This is a genomic window from Streptomyces sp. NBC_01485, from assembly GCF_036227125.1.
Taxonomy (GTDB): Bacteria; Actinomycetota; Actinomycetes; order Streptomycetales; family Streptomycetaceae; genus Streptomyces.
Genome location: NZ_CP109435.1, coordinates 7,095,976 through 7,112,424 on the forward strand (window position 1 = coordinate 7,095,976; position 16,449 = coordinate 7,112,424).

The window sequence follows — 16,449 nt, forward strand, 5'->3', positions numbered from 1 at the left end:
CCAGAGACTGAGGAAGGTAAGGACTCCGAGGCCGACGAGGGTGCCGATGGCGCCGATGAGCTCCGCGGTCGTGTGCATGGACCCTCCGAGTGGGCGGCAGCGGGCAGGGATTGTCATATAGACATGTCGATCGGCGCGGCTGTGGAATCCGCAGCGCGGACCTGGCTGATTTCACCCGTGAGGCAGACGCGGCGGCCCCTCCGCCGGCCGAGCCAGGGGGAGGGTGGGCGGTCCCGTGTTCGAAGGCTTACGATCCTCTGTTGTGTCCAAACTGACCGACGTGCCCAAACGCATTCTGATCGGGCGCGCACTGCGCAGTGATCGGCTGGGGGAAACCCTCCTGCCGAAGCGCATCGCCCTACCCGTCTTCGCTTCCGACCCGCTGTCCTCCGTGGCCTACGCGCCCGGGGAGGTGCTGCTGGTCCTGTCCATCGCGGGCGTGTCGGCCTACCACTTCAGCCCGTGGATCGCCCTCGCGGTCGTCGTGCTGATGTTCACGGTGGTCGCCTCCTACCGGCAGAACGTCCACGCCTATCCCAGCGGCGGTGGCGACTACGAGGTGGCCACCACCAACCTCGGCCCCAAGGCCGGGCTGACGGTCGCGAGCGCGCTGCTCGTCGACTACGTCCTGACCGTCGCCGTCTCCATCTCCTCCGGCATCGAGAACCTCGGCTCCGCGATCCCGTTCGTCGTCGAGCACAAGGTGGCCTGCGCCGTCGCCGTGATCGTGCTGCTGACGCTGATGAACCTGCGCGGGGTCAAGGAGTCCGGCAAGCTCTTCGCGATCCCGACGTACGTGTTCGTCGCGGGCGTCTTCGTCATGATCGCGTGGGGGGCGTTCCGGGGACTGGTGCTCGACGACCAGATGCGGGCGCCGACGGCCGAGTACACGATCAAGGCCGAGCACCAGGGCCTGGCCGGTTTCGCCCTTGTCTTCCTGATGCTGCGCGCCTTCTCCTCCGGCTGTGCGGCGCTCACCGGTGTCGAGGCGATCTCCAACGGCGTCCCGGCCTTCCGCAAGCCCAAGTCGAAGAACGCGGCGACCACGCTGTTGGCGATGGGCCTGCTGGCCGTCACCATGTTCTGCGGGATCATCGTGCTGGCCCTGGTGACCAAGGTGCGGATGGCCGAGAACCCGGCCGTCGACCTGCTCGAGAACGGCGTCGGGGTCGGCGCCGACTACGTCCAGAACCCGGTGATCACCCAGGTCGCCGAGGCCGTCTTCGGCAAGGGCAGCTTCTTCTTCGTCGTGCTCGCCGCGGCCACGGCCCTGGTGCTGTTCCTGGCCGCGAACACCGCCTACAACGGCTTCCCGGTGCTCGGCTCGATCCTCGCCCAGGACCGCTACCTGCCCCGCCAGCTGCACACCCGCGGCGACCGCCTCGCGTTCTCCAACGGCATCGTGCTGCTGGCCGGCGCGGCCATGCTGCTGGTGGTCATCTACGGCGCCGACTCCACGCGTCTGATCCAGCTGTACATCGTCGGCGTGTTCGTGTCCTTCACGCTCAGCCAGATCGGCATGGTCCGGCACTGGAACCGGCACCTGGCGACCGAGACCGATCAGGCCAAGCGCCGCCACATGGTCCGCTCCCGCGCGATCAACACCTTCGGTGCCTTCTTCACCGGCCTGGTCCTGGTCGTCGTCCTGGTCACCAAGTTCACCCACGGCGCCTGGGTCGCCCTGCTCGGCATGGTCATCTTCTACGCGACGATGACCGCGATCCGCCGCCACTACGACGGCGTGGCCGCGGAACTCGTCGCCCCCGAGGGCCCCAGCGACGACAGCGTGCGCCCCTCCCGGGTCCACTCGGTGCTGCTCATCTCGAAGATCCACCGCCCCACCCTGCGCGCCCTCGCCTACGCCAAGCTGATGCGCTCCGACACGCTGGAGGCGCTCACCGTCAACGTCGACCCGGCCGAGACGAAGGTGCTGCGCGACGAGTGGGAACGGCGCGGGATCGACGTCCCGCTGAAGGTGCTGGACTCGCCGTACCGCGAGGTCACGCGGCCGGTCATCGAGTACGTCAAGAGCCTGCGCCGGGATTCGCCGCGCGACGCGGTGTCGGTGATCATCCCCGAGTACGTGGTCGGCCACTGGTACGAGCACCTGCTGCACAACCAGAGCGCGCTGCGGCTGAAGGGCCGGCTGCTGTTCACGCCGGGCGTCATGGTCACGTCCGTGCCGTACCAGCTCCAGTCCTCCGAGGCGGCGAAGAACCGGGCCCGCAAGCGGCAGGAATGGAACGCCCCGGGTTCGGTGCGGCGCGGTCCGCTGCAGGAGGGGCATCCGAAGGAGCCGTCGGGTACGTCCGGCGGGGGTAAGGCGGGGGCGGGCACGTCCGGTGCCGGTACGACCGGCGGGGGTACGTCGGCGGCGGGCAAGACCGGCGCGGGTACGTCGGGGGCGGGTACGTCCGGCGCGGGTTCTCCGGGGGCGGGTTCTTCGGACTCGGACGCCAAGAGCTGATCCGCCTCCCGAGCCCCCTGCTCCTTCCGAGCATCCCGCGCCCCGGCTCGTGGTGAACGGCCGGACGACAGCCACGTAGACTGGTCGGCTGTTGTCCGGCCGTTCCTCGTTCGACGTTGTGGAGTCACCCCGCCATGCAGGCAGAACCGAAGAAGACGCAGGCGGAGCAGGCGGTGCCGGCGGAGCAAGCGGTGCCTGCGGTGTCACTCGTGGGCGAGGAGTACGAGGTCGAGATCGGGCCCGTCGCCCACGGCGGGCACTGCATCGCCCGTACCGACGCGGGCCAGGTCCTGTTCGTCCGGCACGCGCTGCCCGGCGAGCGGGTCGTGGCCCGGGTGACCGACGGCGAGGAGGGCGCCCGGTTCCTGCGCGCGGACGCGGTGCGGGTGCTGGAAGCGTCCAAGGACCGGGTCGAGGCCCCCTGCCCGTACGCCGGCCCCGGCCGCTGCGGCGGCTGCGACTGGCAGCACGCCAAGCCGGGCGCCCAGCGCCGCCTCAAGGGCGAGGTGATCGCCGAGCAGCTCCAGCGCCTCGCTGGCCTCACCCCCGAGGAGGCCGGCTGGGACGGCACCGTGATGCCGGCCGAGGGCGACAAGCTGCCGCCCGGCGAGGTGCCGCAGTGGCGGACGCGCGTGCAGTACGCGGTGGACGCCGACGGCAACGCCGGACTGCGCCGCCACCGCTCCCACGAGGTCGAGCCGATCGAGCACTGCATGATCGCCGCGCCCGGCGTCAGCGAACTGGGCGTCGAGGAGCGCGACTGGTCCGGCATGGCGTCGGTGGACGCGATCGCGGCGACGGGTTCCCAGGACCGCATGGTGATCCTTGAGCCGCGGCCCGGCGCCCGCCTTCCCCTCGTCGAGCTCGACAAACCCGTCTCCGTGATGCGGGTCGAGGAACACGACGGCGGCATCCACCGCGTCCACGGCCGCGCGTTCGTGCGCGAGCGGGCCGACGGCCGTACCTACCGCGTCGGCAGCGGCGGCTTCTGGCAGGTCCACCCGCAGGCCGCCGACACCCTGGTCAAGGCCGTCATGCAGGGCCTGCTGCCGCGTAAGGGCGACATGGCGCTCGACCTGTACTGCGGCGTCGGCCTCTTCGCGGGCGCCCTCGCCGACCGCCTCGGCGAGAAGGGCGCGGTCCTCGGCATCGAGTCCGGCAAGCGCGCGGTCGAGGACGCCCGGCACAACCTCGCCGGCTTCGACCGGGTACGGATCGAGCAGGGCAAGGTCGAGGCGGTGCTCCCGCGCACCGGCATCACCGAGGTCGACCTCGTCGTCCTGGACCCGCCCCGCGCCGGCGCCGGCAAGAAGACCGTCGAGCACCTCTCGTCGCTGGGCGCCCGAAAGATCGCCTACGTCGCCTGCGACCCGGCCGCCCTGGCCAGGGACCTGGGGTACTTCCGGGACGGCGGATACCGGGTGCGGACGCTTCGGGCGTTCGATCTGTTTCCGATGACGCATCACGTGGAGTGCGTGGCGATTCTGGAGCCGGTAGCCAAGGTGTCCTGACCTGCGGTTTTGCGTGTGCGCGTTATGTGCGGTGTGGGCGTTACGGGCGATATCTTGACGCTGAAATGACGCTCGTGACGCTCATTTGACGCTCGTTCTGATGGGGTGTCAGGTGGCATGCTGAGCAGGTCGGACCCTGCCAAGTGGCGAGTGCCGATGGGGTGCCGAGGGTGGGCGACGCTGAGTGAAAAGCTGTTGGTTTCTGCTGATCGGATGTGGTGTGAGGGGTCGGGCGTGATCAGCCGATGTCCGGATCGTCGGCCTCTTCGAGGAGACGGGCCGCGAGGTCGTCGGCCCACTCCACGGCCCAAGCGCGGAGCGCGATGATCGTGGCGTCATCGAGGCCATAGGCGGCGAAGGCTTCGTCGTCGGTCCACTCGGCGCCCGTGAGGTTCGACTGCAGATCCTCGCGCTCGAAGCGGCCGCGGGCGTGGCGGCGGCCGAACTCCTCGAGCTCGGCATTGGTCCAGCGGCGGGAGGCTGCGAACACGTCGATCAGGTCGCGGGGCGCTCCGCGGTCGGCGAGGGCGCGGACCTTGGTCCCGATCACGTCCTCCTCCGCGAGGACGGGCCCGTACGCGCTCTGGGTGACCGGCCGCCAGAAGATCTCCTTGAGGATGTCGACTTCGCATTCTTGCCCGGTGGCCGGGTCGGTCACGGTGAAGCGGGCGGACAGCGGGGCGGTCTCCAGCGCGTGCACCTTCCACCCGCGCGACTCCAGGCCGGCGCGGAGCGTGGCGGCGATGTCGGCCATGGGCGCCGGGTTCTCGGTGGCGACGTCGAGGTCCTGGCTGGGGCGGTTCACGAGGCGGTGTGCTCGCACGGCGTATCCGCCGGTGAGGACCAGGGGGTATGGGGAGCCGAGGGCGATCACGTCCGCTAGGAGCCGCGTGTGCAGCTCCGGCATGTCCGTCACGCCGCTGCCTTGGTGGGGGTGGCGAGCTGGGGGAAGGCATCTTCCCATACGGTGCGGACGGTGCGGCCGACGAGTGTGCGCAGCACCGGCCACAGCTGGAGGAGCAGGTCCTGGTTGAGGTAGCGGGGCAGGTCGTCGTGCAGGCCCTCGTGTAGGACGGTGCGGTACAGGCCCATGCGCTGGCGAGGTTTGCCCAGGTCGTACGAGGTCATCCCGGACCAGGCCACGTGCAGGGGAAGCTCCACGACCCCATGGGTCGGGCCGTGCAACTCGTCGAGCGACTCCGGCAGACGCCGCCGGAACTTCTCCCGGTACAGCGCCAGGTCGTCGGCGTCCGCGCCCGGGAGGTCCCTCGGTGGGGGTGCGGCGTGCTGTGAGCTGGGGGGCATGAGTCCATTATGGCGGCCGGATGACGGGCGCGGGTCATGATGAGCGAGCCGGGTCCGGAGTGCGAGGGGCAGATCCTGCTGGGGGAGCTGGTTGTGACAGCTTCGTCTGCCCCGAGTAGGTGGGATGGGCTTTCGGCCGTGACGCTCGTTTGACGCTCTGGGCGCCCGCACGCCGCGCGATGAGCCGAGAAAGCGGCTCTGACCTGGTCTTTTCTCTGAATCACTCAGGCCGACATCTTTCCGATGACGCATCACGTGGAGTGCGTGGCGATTCTGGAGCCGGTGGGGAAGAGTGCCTGACCTCTGACCCGTTCCCCAGCTCCGGCACCGCCGCGCTCACTGCTGAGGGGCTCGGTGCCAGGGTGATCGCCGGGTCGTCGGGTCGCCTCCGTCGCGGTGATCCGTCAGAATGGGCGGCCCTTCGTTCGTATCGAAGCATCGAGGTTTTCCGTGACGCACTCCGTGGCTCGTGAGCCGCAGCGGCGTAATTCGCGGTCCAACCGGGCGCGGATCCTGGCCACGGCGCGTCAGGAGCTCGGCCGGAATCCGGACGTCACCCTGGAGGAGATCGCGCGGGCCTCCGGGGTCGTACGGCGTACGCTCTTCGGGCACTTTCCCGGGCGGGCCGCGCTGTTGGAGGCGCTTGCGGAGGAGGCGTCCGAGGCGTTGCGCGGGGTGCTGGCGGTCGCGGCGGGGCCTGAGGTGCCGGCCGAGCGGGCGCTCGCGCACTTCGTGTACTCGATCTGGCCGGTCGGCGACCGCTACCGGCTGCTTCTCTCGCTGGCCCAGCGTGACCTGGGCGTCGAGCGGGTGGCCGAGATCCTCGCCCCCGCTCGCGACGAGGTCACGGCCATCCTGGCGCGCGGGCAGCGCGACGGTGTCTTCCACACGCAGTTGCCGCCCGCCGTGCTGAGCGCCGGGCTGGAGGGGATGCACATCGCGCTGCTGGAGGAGGTCAACAGCGGGGCGCTGGAGGACGACGGGACGCGTACGGCCGTCGCCACGCTCGTCGCGGCGGGGGTGCCGGAGGGACGGGCTCGGCCCGTGGTCGACGACGTCCGGTCGGCGGCGGTAGCGGCAACAGCGGCGGTCGCGGACGATGTGGCAGCGGCGACCGGCTTGGAGCCGGGTGCCGCCGGGGTCTGAGGCAGGGTGAGACCCGTGGCGGGGCCTCGGTCTCGGTGGCGGTCTCGGTGGGGGTGGCAGCGGCGGTGTGAACGACATGCGCTGGCGATCGTGAAGGACTCGGATGCCCGCGTGGCGTCCTCCGTGCGCCGTCAGCCGCGTTGACCCGCCCCGTCGACGATCTCGGAGGAGACGCGGGTCGCTGTGGCGATCACCGTGCCCTTTGCCACGAAGGGGCCCCGGAGGCCTTGCCGCCCTGTTCGGAGTACAGGTCGGAATGCAGGTCGGAGGGGTGGTCAGCAGGGGACGCCAAGCTGGACGCGCACCTGCGCGGTGCGGACTTCTTCGACGTCGACAACCACCCCGAGATCATCTTCGCCGTGCGCCGACACCGTCACCCTGGATGCCGAATTCGCCGTGGACCGGGACGAGTTCGGCCTCGGGCGGAACTGAATGGGCATGATGCGCGGCCTGGCCACGGCCACCGTCAATACCATGCTCCGCTTCACGCGCACGACAGTCTGACGTAGCGTCAGCGCAGCGCTGTGCGGAGGGTGTTTCCCAAGTCCGTGCTCGACAACGTCTGCGGGGTCCCCGTGAAGGCCCGCAGTCGGATCCGGACATCGGCGCGAGGGAGGTGGAACTTCTCGGTGGGCGGCCGGAGTTCGTAGACGGCCGTGGTGTGGGCGGGGAGTGTGTGGGGGCCCTGGGTGATCGTCCAGTACGGGGTCATGCCCTGGCCGGTGGTGAGCGTGAAGTGGGGTACGAGGGCGTGGTCGCCGGTGTTCTTCACCTGAAGTGTCAACAGTGACACGGCAGTTGGCGTTGGCGAGGCGCGTCGGACGGACGTGACGCGCATGTCCAGCGGTGGCGTTCCCGTCGCCGCCGTTGTCGCGCTCGCCAGGGCCGGGACGACGACCAGCACGGCCGCGGCGATCCGGGCCGGGCGCCGGTGCGCTCCCGCCAGCGGGCGCGGGCGCGGCTGCCACGCGCCGGCGAACTCCGGCAGGGGCGCGGTGATCGCGGCTGCCAGCCACAGCGGCGTCATCATCAGGTAGTAGCCGTCCTGGGACCGCGTCGCCAGGAAGAAGGCACACCAGGGCAGCACGGTCGCCGCCGGACCGAGCCGCCGCACGAACAGCACGAACAGCGCCAGAAGTCCCGCCGCGAGCAGCTTGCTCGCATGGCCGTACCAGTCGAGCCGGTCGCTGCCGTTCGTGAAGTACAGGGAGACGTCCACCAGGCCCTGCCCGTGGATCACCGCGTCCTGGGTGAGCGGCAGCGCGATCCCGCCGAGCCAGGTCCGGGGCTCGCTCACGACGAAGTACGCGTTGATCAGCAGCCATACGGTGACGGCGATCCCGGCGACCCGCAGCAGCACGCCCGCCGCGGCTCGCGGCCCAGCTCACCGCGGCGTACCGCGTAGAGGCCGGCCAGCAGGAACGGCGTGACGAACCACGGCAGTTGCTGCGCCGCGCACGCCGCGCCCAGACACGCCGCCCGCGCGATCCCGGCCCCGCCGAGCCGCCCGCCCCGGCCGATCCGCGGCCAGCGCACCACCACCGGGATGAGCAGCGCCAGCGCCAGGATCGCCGGGTAGCCCTGGCGCCCGTACATCGGCAGGAAGGAGAAGCCGAGGCACACCATGGTCGCCGCCGGCCGCCACGGCGTCGGCAGCATCCGCCACAGCACCACCGCGCCGACCACGAGCGCGCCGGTCGCCAGGGCGGTCGCCGGGGCGCCGTCGTGGCCGATCCACAGCAGCGGCGCGGTCAGCAGCGGGGCGAGCGGGGGATAGCCGTACGTGTAGTCGTAGCCGCCGTGCATCGTTGGGGTGAGCGCGATGCCGTGGCCGAAGAGCCAGGGCCAGGGCTGTCCGTAGACGGGGTCGCCGTCGACGAGTGCCCGGGCGGCCTGGGCGGTGAGGACCGCCTCGTCGTTGCCGTGCGGGTTCATCACCCACGCGCACAGCACGAGCGTCACGGCGGTGAGCAGTACGGAGAGGTCGATGCGGGCCAGTGAACGGCTGCGCCGCACCGTCAGAGCGAGCACCCCGCAGACCAGGATCGACGCGTAGCACAGCGAGATGGCCGCGGCGACGAGGAGTCGGTGACTGGCCGCCTGCGCCCAGATCGTGCGGGTGCCGATGAAGAGGCTGACGGTGGCGAGCAGGGTCAGGGCGCGATGCCACTGCGGGGCCGGCTCCTGAGGGGTGGAAGTGGCGGAGGCGGCGGAGGCAGCGGATGTGGCGGACTCCGCCGGGTCGGGTGTTCGGCCGGGTGTCACCAGCGGGGTATCTGCCAAGTGCACGGTTCCACAACGTAATCAGGGCTGGTGAACGGGGTGTGCCTGGAGGTGAAGGTTCCGGTGTCGCGGGGGTAAGAGGCGGTTGTGCGCCATTTCGGGCTGTGGCGGTCCGTGTCGCTGTTGGGCCGAACGGGTGACTTGGCGTAAGAATTGACTGGTGCAGGCATTGAAGGCGAGTCAGTTCGGGGGGTGCCGGTGAACCGTTACGACGTCACCGATGAACAGTGGGAAGGGCTCGCACAAGTCGTTCCGTTGCGCGGCCGGGATGCGTGGCCTTCGGCGGTGGACCATCGCTTGCTCCCCGATTCGGAGACGGAGACCCGGCGCCGCTTCGTGGTGCTGCGGGTCAACGTCTTCGCGGATGCCCGCGAGGTCGCCGAGACGCTGATGTCGGGCATCCCGGTGCTGCTCGACCTCACGGGTGCGGAAACCGACACCGCCAAGCGCGTCCTGGACTTCTCCACGGGCGTGGTCTTCGGCCTGGCCAGCGGCATGCACCGGGTCGACCGCAACGTCTTCCTCCTCACCCCACCGGGCACCGAGGTGAGCGGGATCATGGAGGGGAGGGGAGGTCCTGGGGTCTGAGGCGGGGGAGGGCGGGGGCGCCGCTGAGCGGTGGCATGGTCGGGCAGCAAGGCATCTCTGACGGTGGCATGGCATGGCATGGCATGGCATGGCTGGGCGGGGCATCTCCCGGCGGTGGCATGCCGAGCGGCGACGACCGGACGCGTCCCGCTCGGCTTGTGCGACCGGGCGCGTAGCGAGCGACCGGCTGCGGGGTCGGATCGCGTCGTCGCTTTGTCGCGCTGCGCGTCCGGCTTGCTGCTGCTGCGCCCGCTCCGCTCGCCTCGCTGGTGCTGGCCGTGGTCGTCACTGGGCTCCGTGCGTCCGGCTAGCGCCAAGGCCGTTAGACCTCCAACCGCCTCAAACCGCCTCGACCAATAGCCCGGCGAACCTATGCGGTCACAGCACTGGTCCCGCGCCCCGCCCCGCGGCCCGCGCCCTGCGCCCCGCCCCGCGGCCCGCGCCCTGCGCCCTGCGCCCGTCCCGCGCTCCCCGCGCCCTGCGCCCGTCCCGCGCTCCCCGCGCCCGGCGACACGCTCCCGCGCCCCGCTCGTTGCACTCGTTCCCGCCCCGCGAGGGTCGTTCCCGCCCCTCTCAGTCCCTCGATCGTAGGAAGCTTGTCGGGGCGGAACGGTTCGCCTGGCGGTGGAGCCCTACCGTCCGGATATGTCCTCGCCGTTTGCCTCCTCCGCGCCCTTACCCCACGCAGCGTCCGACCGGGCGCCCTCCGGGCACGCGTCCCCTACCGTGCCCCCGCAGGCGTCGCCCCCGCAGGCCTCGCCCGTACAGGGGCCTCCGGCGCAAGGGCCTCCCGGACCAGGGGCGTCCCTCGACGAGTCACGCGCCCCGGCCGGAGTGGCTGGTCCCCGCGCCCCGTCCGCCCCGGTGCGCTACATCCGGCCCTGTGTCACCGAGTTGCGGCTCTCCGCCTTCGCGGGGCATCGGCGGGCCCGGTTCACGCTCGGGGCCGTCACGTTGTTCGTCGGGGACAGCGGGAGCGGTAAGAGCAGTGCGCTGCGGGCGTACGAGGCGTTGGCGCGGCTCGGGGGCGGGGCCCGGCTGGGTGAGGTGTTCGCCGATCCCGTCGCCTGCGTGCCGCAGGGGGCGCGGCCCGACGCCCAGCGGCGCCGCGGGTTCCGCATCGGGTGCACGGCCGACGGACCCGGCGGACCCGTCCTGCTCGACGTCGCCGTACAGGCCGAACCCGAACTGCGCATCGTGGGCGAGCGGTTGAGCGCCGGGGGCGTCGTACTGCTGGAGTCGGCCCTGCGCGATCCCGGGCGCCGTACGGTGCAGGCCGCCTGGCACACCGGCGGCGCCGCGCCGGTCACGCGCGCCCCGCTGCCCGACGACCGGCTCGGCACCGCGCTGCTGCCGTTGCGCGTGGCCGGCAAGACCGACGGACAGCGGCAGGTGCTCGCCGCCGCCGAACAGATGGTGGTCGCCCTGAGGTCCGTCTTCGCCTGCGATCCGCAGCCCGACTGGATGGGCTCCCCCGTCCCCACCGGCTCCGGCCGACTCCTCGCCGGCTGCGACAACCTCGCCGACGTGCTCTGGCGCACCCGCGAGGAGTGCGGACGGCGGCATGCCCAACTGGTCGCCGCGCTGTCCGCCGGATCCGCCGGACGACCGGTCGTGGACCTGCGTGCCGAGCCACTGGACGACGGCACGGTCCGTGCCGTTCTCGACCGCGCCGACGGCACCCGCACGGAACTCTCCCGACTCGGCTACGGCGAACTGCGCTACGTCGCCCTCGCGCTGGTGCTGCTCACCGGGCCGGGCGTCCTCGACGTGGACCCGGCGGGCGAGGTGCCCGCCGCGATGCAGACCCTCACCCTTCTCGCGGACGGCCTCGACCGGGGCCTCGACGTCCGGCAGCGCGCCGAACTGCTGCGGCTGGCGGTGCGGATGGCCGAACGCGGGCACATCCGCTGCGTCGGCGCGGTCAGCGACGGGTCCTGGGTCGCCCGGACGGACGGAGCGACGGTGGTACACCTGGGTCCGTGACAGAACAACACCTCGACGTGGCGAAGTTGCAGCGCAGGCTGGCCGAGTTCGCGGCCGCGCGGAACTGGCAGCCCTTCCACACCCCCAAGAACCTTGTCGCCGCCCTCAGCGTGGAGGCGTCCGAACTGGTCGAGATCTTCCAGTGGTTGACGCCGGAGGAGTCGGTACGCGTGATGGACGACCCGGACACCGCCCACAAGGTGACGGACGAGGTCGCCGACGTCCTCGCGTACCTGCTGCAACTGTGCGAGGTGCTCGGCATCGACCCTTTGGCGGCCCTGGACGCGAAGATCGACCGCAACGAGCACAGGTTCCCGGCGCCGTAGCGGCACCCCGGACGTGAGCCTCGCGATCCGTTTTCACTCTCCGCAGTCAACAGGCCGACCGAAACCGATTTGTTGTCCACAGATTTCGGTCTTCCTCTGGCTTTTCGTCCCACAGACCCTCACTCTGGGTAGTGGAGTGGATACGGGTGTTCGGGCGGACGTGCGGGCAGCACGTCGGGACAGACGGGGGCGGCGCATGGACGCGGTGCGGCTCATCCTGACGAGCAGACGCGCGCTCGCAGGCAGCGGCGGTGGAGCGGAGATTCTCAGGGAGGTGTGGCAGGCGCAGGCCCTTGCGCAGGCGATCGGCAGTCGCTTAGCCGTCTCGGGCCCGCCCGAACTGCGCGGCGAGGCCCTGGGGCTGACCGAGTTGGCGGGCAGAGGCTGCGGTGTGCTCGGCGCGCCGGACCTCGACCCCGGAGACATGCTGGCCGCCCGGCTCACCGCGCTGGACGACGCCCGGCGGGCCCTGCTCGACCTGGGCGGCCTGCTCGGCGAGGTCGGCATCGCCCTGGTCGGCCTGGCGAGCTCGGCGGACGACCAGGGCACGTACTGGCAGTGCATGGAGGCCATCGACGCGGCGGACGAGTCCAGGGACCGGGTCCTGGAGATGCTGCGCAAGCTGGCGGCGAGAGAGGAACGGGAGGAGAGGGAGGGCGCCTTGCCGGAGAGATGAGAAGCCGTGGGCCCTGGGGGCGGGAGCAGGGGCGCGGGGTGGAAATGGAGATCGAAATGGGAGGGGGGCGGCGCGGGCGGATCGGAGTTCGGGGTAGGGGGATCGGAGTGGGGGGATCTGCGCGGGCGGAGCGGGATGGGGGGATATCCGGGCGGCCGGAGGAGGCTCCAGGCTCAGCCCACGCCCCCTCCTCCACGCACACGTACGGAGCCCGGCCGGGCATCATCACCGGCCGGGCTCCGTGCTGTTCGGGGCTACTTCGCCCCCGGCCAGTGGCACGAGCAGCCGCACCGCCGCACGAGCAGGATGCCTGTCGAGTGCGGCAGCGGCACGTCCTTGGTCTGCTTGCACCAGTCGTGCATGTCCGCACATGCCGGCCGCTTCGCCACCGTGCATTCCGCTGACAACGTCGCCTCTCCGGTCACGGGGTCTCACCGCGACTGCGCGCGTTCGCCAGGGCCACGCCTGCTGACAGGCTGTCGGCCGCCGTAGCGGGCCGGAGAGGACCGCGTGTGTCCCACTCCCGTCCGCCGCCCGGAGGACGGGGCTGCCAACGCGTACCGATCCGGTCCATCACCCGGCCGACCCTCCGTGTCGAATCGTCATACACCAGGTCGCCGATCTCCGGCTCGTGGTCGATCACGCGCAACTCCCCTGGTGGATCCGCATCTCCACGTTGAGGTCGGACACCTTCGACAGATCCCCGACCCACCGGGCCGCTCTCCGCTGCTCGGTCAACGCCCCGCACACGTCGCACCCTTCGATCGGCACCGGCTCCGCCTTCGGAAGTCCCAGGTGCATCGGGCCGCTCACCGTCGTCTTAATCATGTCGCCGCTCCCTCAAAGCGTCGGCCACGCCCCGGCGAGTCGGTCAGGGCTCCCGGGGTACTTGCCTGTCAACCCTCGTGTGCTGCCCCATCCGTCACAATTGGGCCGCCCTATAGCCCGGCCCTATATCTTTGAATCCATGGGGGATTCCGGACCGGGCCTGTGGTCGCACCCGCAGCTCATCGCAGCCGTCACGGCCGAGGACTGGGGCGCCGCCTTCCGCACGTACCGCAAGCTGACCGGCCTCAGTCAGACCCGGCTCGGTGAGCGCGTCGGCCTGGTCCAGCCCGACGTCTCCGGTATCGAACGCGGGCACCGCCGGGTGACTTCTGTCGAGGTGCGGCAGCGCATCGTGTCCGGCCTGGATATCCCGGCGGACCTCACCCGTGCGGGGGCCCGCGCCCCGGCTCAGGCGGTCGCCGGTTTGGTGCTCCCCGGCCCGGGACCCGATGACGATCTGCTGACCCGGGTGACGACCGTGGTGGAGTCCGAACACCGTGTGGACGCTCCCACGTTGAACTGGCTCGACCGGCTGCTCGCCGAGCACCGCCGAGCCGAGGACGAGATCGGCTCGCGCCCCCTCGTACACGTGATGCGCCAGCAGCTCCGTACGGTCGTCGACCTGTACGCCGCGGCCCGTGGTCCGCTGGCCGGCCGGGTGATCCGACTCGCCTCGGAGCACGCTCAGTTTTTGGCCTGGATGGCGCAGGACCAGGGGCAGACGGCCGCCGCGCTGGCCTGGTACGACCGCAGCCACGAATGGGCGCTGGAGGCCGGAGACGCCAACATGGCCGCCACCACTCTCAGCATGAAGGCGCACATGGCGTGGTCCGGCGGCCGGGGCGACCGAGCCGTCAGGCTGGCCGAGGCGGCCCGCTGGTCCGCCCCAGGCACGTCCCTCGGGGTCCAGGGCATGGCGGCGCAGATGGCCGCCCGGGGCCACGCCCTCAACGGCGACGGCGACGACGCCGAACGGCTCCTGGACGAGGCGCAGTCACTCATTGGCCGGGCCGCCCAGCACCCCGAGGACGAGCCGGTCTGGATGTACTTCTACGGCGAGACCTGGTTCACCCTCCAGCGGGGCATGGCCGCGTTGCACCTCAAGCATTGGCGCACCGCCGTGGATCACCTGACGGTCGGGCTGGCCGCCCTGCCGGACGAGTACCGGCGTGACCGCACCTGGTACCGAACCTGCCTTGCACATGCCCTCGCCGGGGCCGGGGAAGCGGCGCAGGCCCTCACCGTGGCTCTGGAGGCGGTGCCGGACGCCGCTGCCGTCGGCCGCCCGCATTCGTGGAACGAGCTGCACACGGCGGCTGCTGTGCTGCTGCGCCGGGGTGCCCCCGAGGGGCCCCAGCTCGTCGCCGCGCTGCGTGAGTTCGACTGACCCGGACCCTGTTCGCCAGCCTTTAATTAATTCGGCTGAGCCCCCAGCTCAAACCCACTACCGTACGGCCCCGAAACCCCCTGGAATCCTGCCGTACGAAGCCGTGAGCTGGCGGCGCAGCACGACGACCAGACCACCGACCAGTTCCACGCTGGCGGTGGTCTCTCTCTTTACGCGGGTACGTGAATCGTTGGCGGGTCGCCCGGCTCGCCAACGATTTTGATCCGGCGTGCGCTGCCCGCCGGATCGGGCCGAACTAACTAAAGTAAATTGACGTCACCCCAGGTCACGCGTCTGTGATTCCTTGGGGAAAAACCCGCTTTGATCTCAAGGTCGGAGAGATCCGCGTTCAACGCCGCCATCAGTTCCTCCATCTGCTGCAGCAACCCCTTCGGCGGGGCTGCGGCGGTGGTCCCGCCCTGTTGCGGCACGGTCTCTTCGGACATGACGGCCTCCTCGGCCCTGGCCCCCCTGCGAGGAGGGCCGATGCGGGTGACGTTCCGGCGCTGACCAGCCGGGCGTGGGCGCCGGGCGGTCCGGCTCCGCCCACGCCAACGATCACCACGGGGGCGGGTCACTGGCCCGGGCAACCCCCCCACGCACGGCACGGGCGTTTTTCACCCGACCGGGGAGGGGCGGGGGCGAGGAGGCCGGTGGGGTTGACGGGACGGCCGGAGTGCAGGATGGAGGCATGGATCTTCGCATCTTCACCGAGCCCCAGCAGGGGGCGACCTACGACACCCTCCTCACCGTGGCCAAGGCCACCGAGGACCTCGGATTCGACGCATTTTTCCGGTCGGACCACTACCTGAAGATGGGTGACGTGAGCGGCCTTCCGGGCCCCACGGACGCCTGGATCACCCTCGCCGGACTCGCCCGCGAGACCAAGCGCATCCGCCTCGGCACGCTGATGACCGCCGGCACCTTCCGGCTGCCCGGCGTCCTCGCCGTCCAGGTCGCGCAGGTGGACCAGATGTCCGGCGGGCGCGTCGAACTCGGCCTGGGCGCGGGCTGGTTCGAGGAGGAGCACACGGCGTACGGCATCCCCTTCCCGAAGGAGAAGATCGGCCGCCTGGAGGAGCAGCTCGAGATCGTCACGGGCCTGTGGGCCACGGAGCTCGGCAAGACCTTCGACTTCCACGGCACGTACTACGACCTCACCGACTCGCCCGCGCTGCCCAAGCCCGCGCAGCCGAAGATCCCGATACTGATCGGCGGCACCGGCGCGACCCGCACCCCGCGGCTGGCCGCCCGGTTCGCCGACGAGTTCAACATGCCGTTCGGCTCGGTAGAGGACAGCGAGCGGCGGTTCGGCCGGGTACGGGCCGCCGCGGCGGAGATCGGCCGCGAGGCCGACGCGATCACCTTCTCCAACGCCCTCGTCGTCTGCGTCGGCAAGGACGACCAGGAGCTCGCCCGGCGCGCCGCCGCGATCGGCCGCGAGGTCGAGGAGCTCAAGGCCAACGGGCTGGCCGGTTCCCCGGCCGAGGTCGTCGACAAGATCGGCCGCTACGCCGAGGTCGGCTCCCGGCGGATGTACCTCCAGCTCCTCGACCTGCACGACCTGGACCACCTGGAACTGATCTCCGCCCAGGTGCAGGCGCAACTGTCGTAGGTCTGGGGGTGGAGGTGGAGGTGGGGGTAGGCGTAGGCGACGGGCGGCGAGCGTGCGAGCGCCGGCCTGATGTGGCGCAACACCACCGGCTCCGGCACCACGGTCGACGTCCCGTACGTCCGAGTGCGCGCCAGGCCCGGCGCCGCCCCGGTGACGGTGACCCCTCACCTGGACCTCGGCACCACCGGAAAGCTGGGCGTCAGCGCGTGGCGCAGCGCGGCGGAGTGAGCGGAGCAGCCCTTACTCGCATCTGACCAGGGCAGAAGGCTGCCGGCCGGTGTGAAAATTGGCGGGTACCGCCGGACCGTTCTCTGTACGTTGTAGGGGCGCG

14 protein-coding genes and 2 pseudogenes are annotated in these 16,449 nt (G+C 71.1%); 11 read left to right on the top strand and 5 right to left on the bottom strand.

Annotation, left to right across the window (positions count from 1 at the left end):
• Positions 1-262 precede the first annotated feature (262 nt).
• Together OG352_RS32155 and OG352_RS32160 are read left to right on the top strand one after the other, a co-directional pair.
• Positions 263-2,467: an APC family permease gene (locus OG352_RS32155; protein WP_329221765.1), complete on the top strand. Its 2,205-nt coding sequence runs from the start codon at positions 263-265 to the stop codon at positions 2,465-2,467.
• A 134-nt stretch (positions 2,468-2,601) separates the two neighbouring features.
• Positions 2,602-3,978 (top strand): class I SAM-dependent RNA methyltransferase, encoded by a 1,377-nt coding sequence (locus OG352_RS32160; RefSeq protein WP_329221766.1) that lies wholly within the window; start codon positions 2,602-2,604, stop codon positions 3,976-3,978.
• A gap of 238 nt (positions 3,979-4,216) precedes the next feature.
• On the opposite strand, the gene OG352_RS32165 is transcribed toward OG352_RS32160, so the two are convergent.
• On the bottom strand, positions 4,217-4,885 hold the full coding sequence (locus OG352_RS32165; RefSeq protein ID WP_329224040.1) for a nucleotidyl transferase AbiEii/AbiGii toxin family protein: 669 nt from the start codon (positions 4,883-4,885) through the stop codon (positions 4,217-4,219).
• A 5-nt stretch (positions 4,886-4,890) separates the two neighbouring features.
• Positions 4,891-5,283 (bottom strand): hypothetical protein, encoded by a 393-nt coding sequence (locus OG352_RS32170; RefSeq protein ID WP_329221767.1) that lies wholly within the window; start codon positions 5,281-5,283, stop codon positions 4,891-4,893.
• A 450-nt stretch (positions 5,284-5,733) separates the two neighbouring features.
• Here OG352_RS32170 and OG352_RS32175 point away from each other — a divergent pair, with 450 nt between their 5' ends.
• On the top strand, positions 5,734-6,429 hold the full coding sequence (locus OG352_RS32175; RefSeq protein WP_329221768.1) for a TetR/AcrR family transcriptional regulator: 696 nt from the start codon (positions 5,734-5,736) through the stop codon (positions 6,427-6,429).
• A 227-nt stretch (positions 6,430-6,656) separates the two neighbouring features.
• On the top strand, positions 6,657-6,938 hold the full coding sequence (locus OG352_RS32180; RefSeq protein ID WP_443072402.1) for a YceI family protein: 282 nt from the start codon (positions 6,657-6,659) through the stop codon (positions 6,936-6,938).
• A gap of 2 nt (positions 6,939-6,940) precedes the next feature.
• Here OG352_RS32180 and OG352_RS32185 read toward each other — a convergent pair.
• Positions 6,941-8,586, bottom strand: a pseudogene (locus OG352_RS32185) (hypothetical protein).
• Positions 8,587-8,904: 318 nt separating this feature from the next.
• Here OG352_RS32185 and OG352_RS32190 point away from each other — a divergent pair.
• The 4 genes from OG352_RS32190 to OG352_RS32205 all read left to right on the top strand — a co-directional run bounded on the left by OG352_RS32190 (position 8,905) and on the right by OG352_RS32205 (position 12,288).
• Positions 8,905-9,300, top strand: coding sequence for a cell division protein SepF (locus OG352_RS32190; RefSeq protein ID WP_329221770.1), 396 nt, complete (start codon positions 8,905-8,907; stop codon positions 9,298-9,300).
• 864 nt (positions 9,301-10,164) lie between these two features.
• Positions 10,165-11,286: an ATP-binding protein gene (locus OG352_RS32195; protein WP_329224041.1), complete on the top strand. Its 1,122-nt coding sequence runs from the start codon at positions 10,165-10,167 to the stop codon at positions 11,284-11,286.
• Entirely contained in the window at positions 11,283-11,612 is a 330-nt protein-coding gene (locus tag OG352_RS32200) for a nucleotide pyrophosphohydrolase (protein ID WP_329221771.1), read from the top strand. Before OG352_RS32195 ends, OG352_RS32200 begins: the two co-directional genes overlap by 4 nt.
• 196 nt (positions 11,613-11,808) lie before the next feature.
• A complete protein-coding gene (locus OG352_RS32205; RefSeq protein WP_093776249.1) occupies positions 11,809-12,288 on the top strand; it encodes a DUF6099 family protein in 480 nt (159 codons plus the stop codon).
• A gap of 639 nt (positions 12,289-12,927) precedes the next feature.
• On the opposite strand, the gene OG352_RS32210 is transcribed toward OG352_RS32205, so the two are convergent.
• Positions 12,928-13,116: a hypothetical protein gene (locus OG352_RS32210; protein WP_329221773.1), complete on the bottom strand. Its 189-nt coding sequence runs from the start codon at positions 13,114-13,116 to the stop codon at positions 12,928-12,930.
• Between the two features lie 139 nt (positions 13,117-13,255).
• Here OG352_RS32210 and OG352_RS32215 point away from each other — a divergent pair, with 139 nt between their 5' ends.
• Positions 13,256-14,503, top strand: coding sequence for an XRE family transcriptional regulator (locus OG352_RS32215; RefSeq protein WP_329221774.1), 1,248 nt, complete (start codon positions 13,256-13,258; stop codon positions 14,501-14,503).
• Positions 14,504-14,763: 260 nt separating this feature from the next.
• Here the strand turns inward: OG352_RS32215 and OG352_RS32220 are convergent, their stop codons facing one another.
• Positions 14,764-14,949 (bottom strand): hypothetical protein, encoded by a 186-nt coding sequence (locus OG352_RS32220; RefSeq protein WP_329221776.1) that lies wholly within the window; start codon positions 14,947-14,949, stop codon positions 14,764-14,766.
• Positions 14,950-15,194: 245 nt separating this feature from the next.
• Between OG352_RS32220 and OG352_RS32225 the strand changes: the two genes are divergently transcribed.
• Together OG352_RS32225 and OG352_RS32230 are read left to right on the top strand one after the other, a co-directional pair.
• A complete protein-coding gene (locus tag OG352_RS32225; protein ID WP_329221778.1) occupies positions 15,195-16,118 on the top strand; it encodes an LLM class F420-dependent oxidoreductase in 924 nt (307 codons plus the stop codon).
• Between the two features lie 45 nt (positions 16,119-16,163).
• Positions 16,164-16,346: pseudogene (locus OG352_RS32230) on the top strand (DUF4232 domain-containing protein); the annotation flags it as partial.
• Between the last annotated feature and the right edge of the window lie 103 nt (positions 16,347-16,449).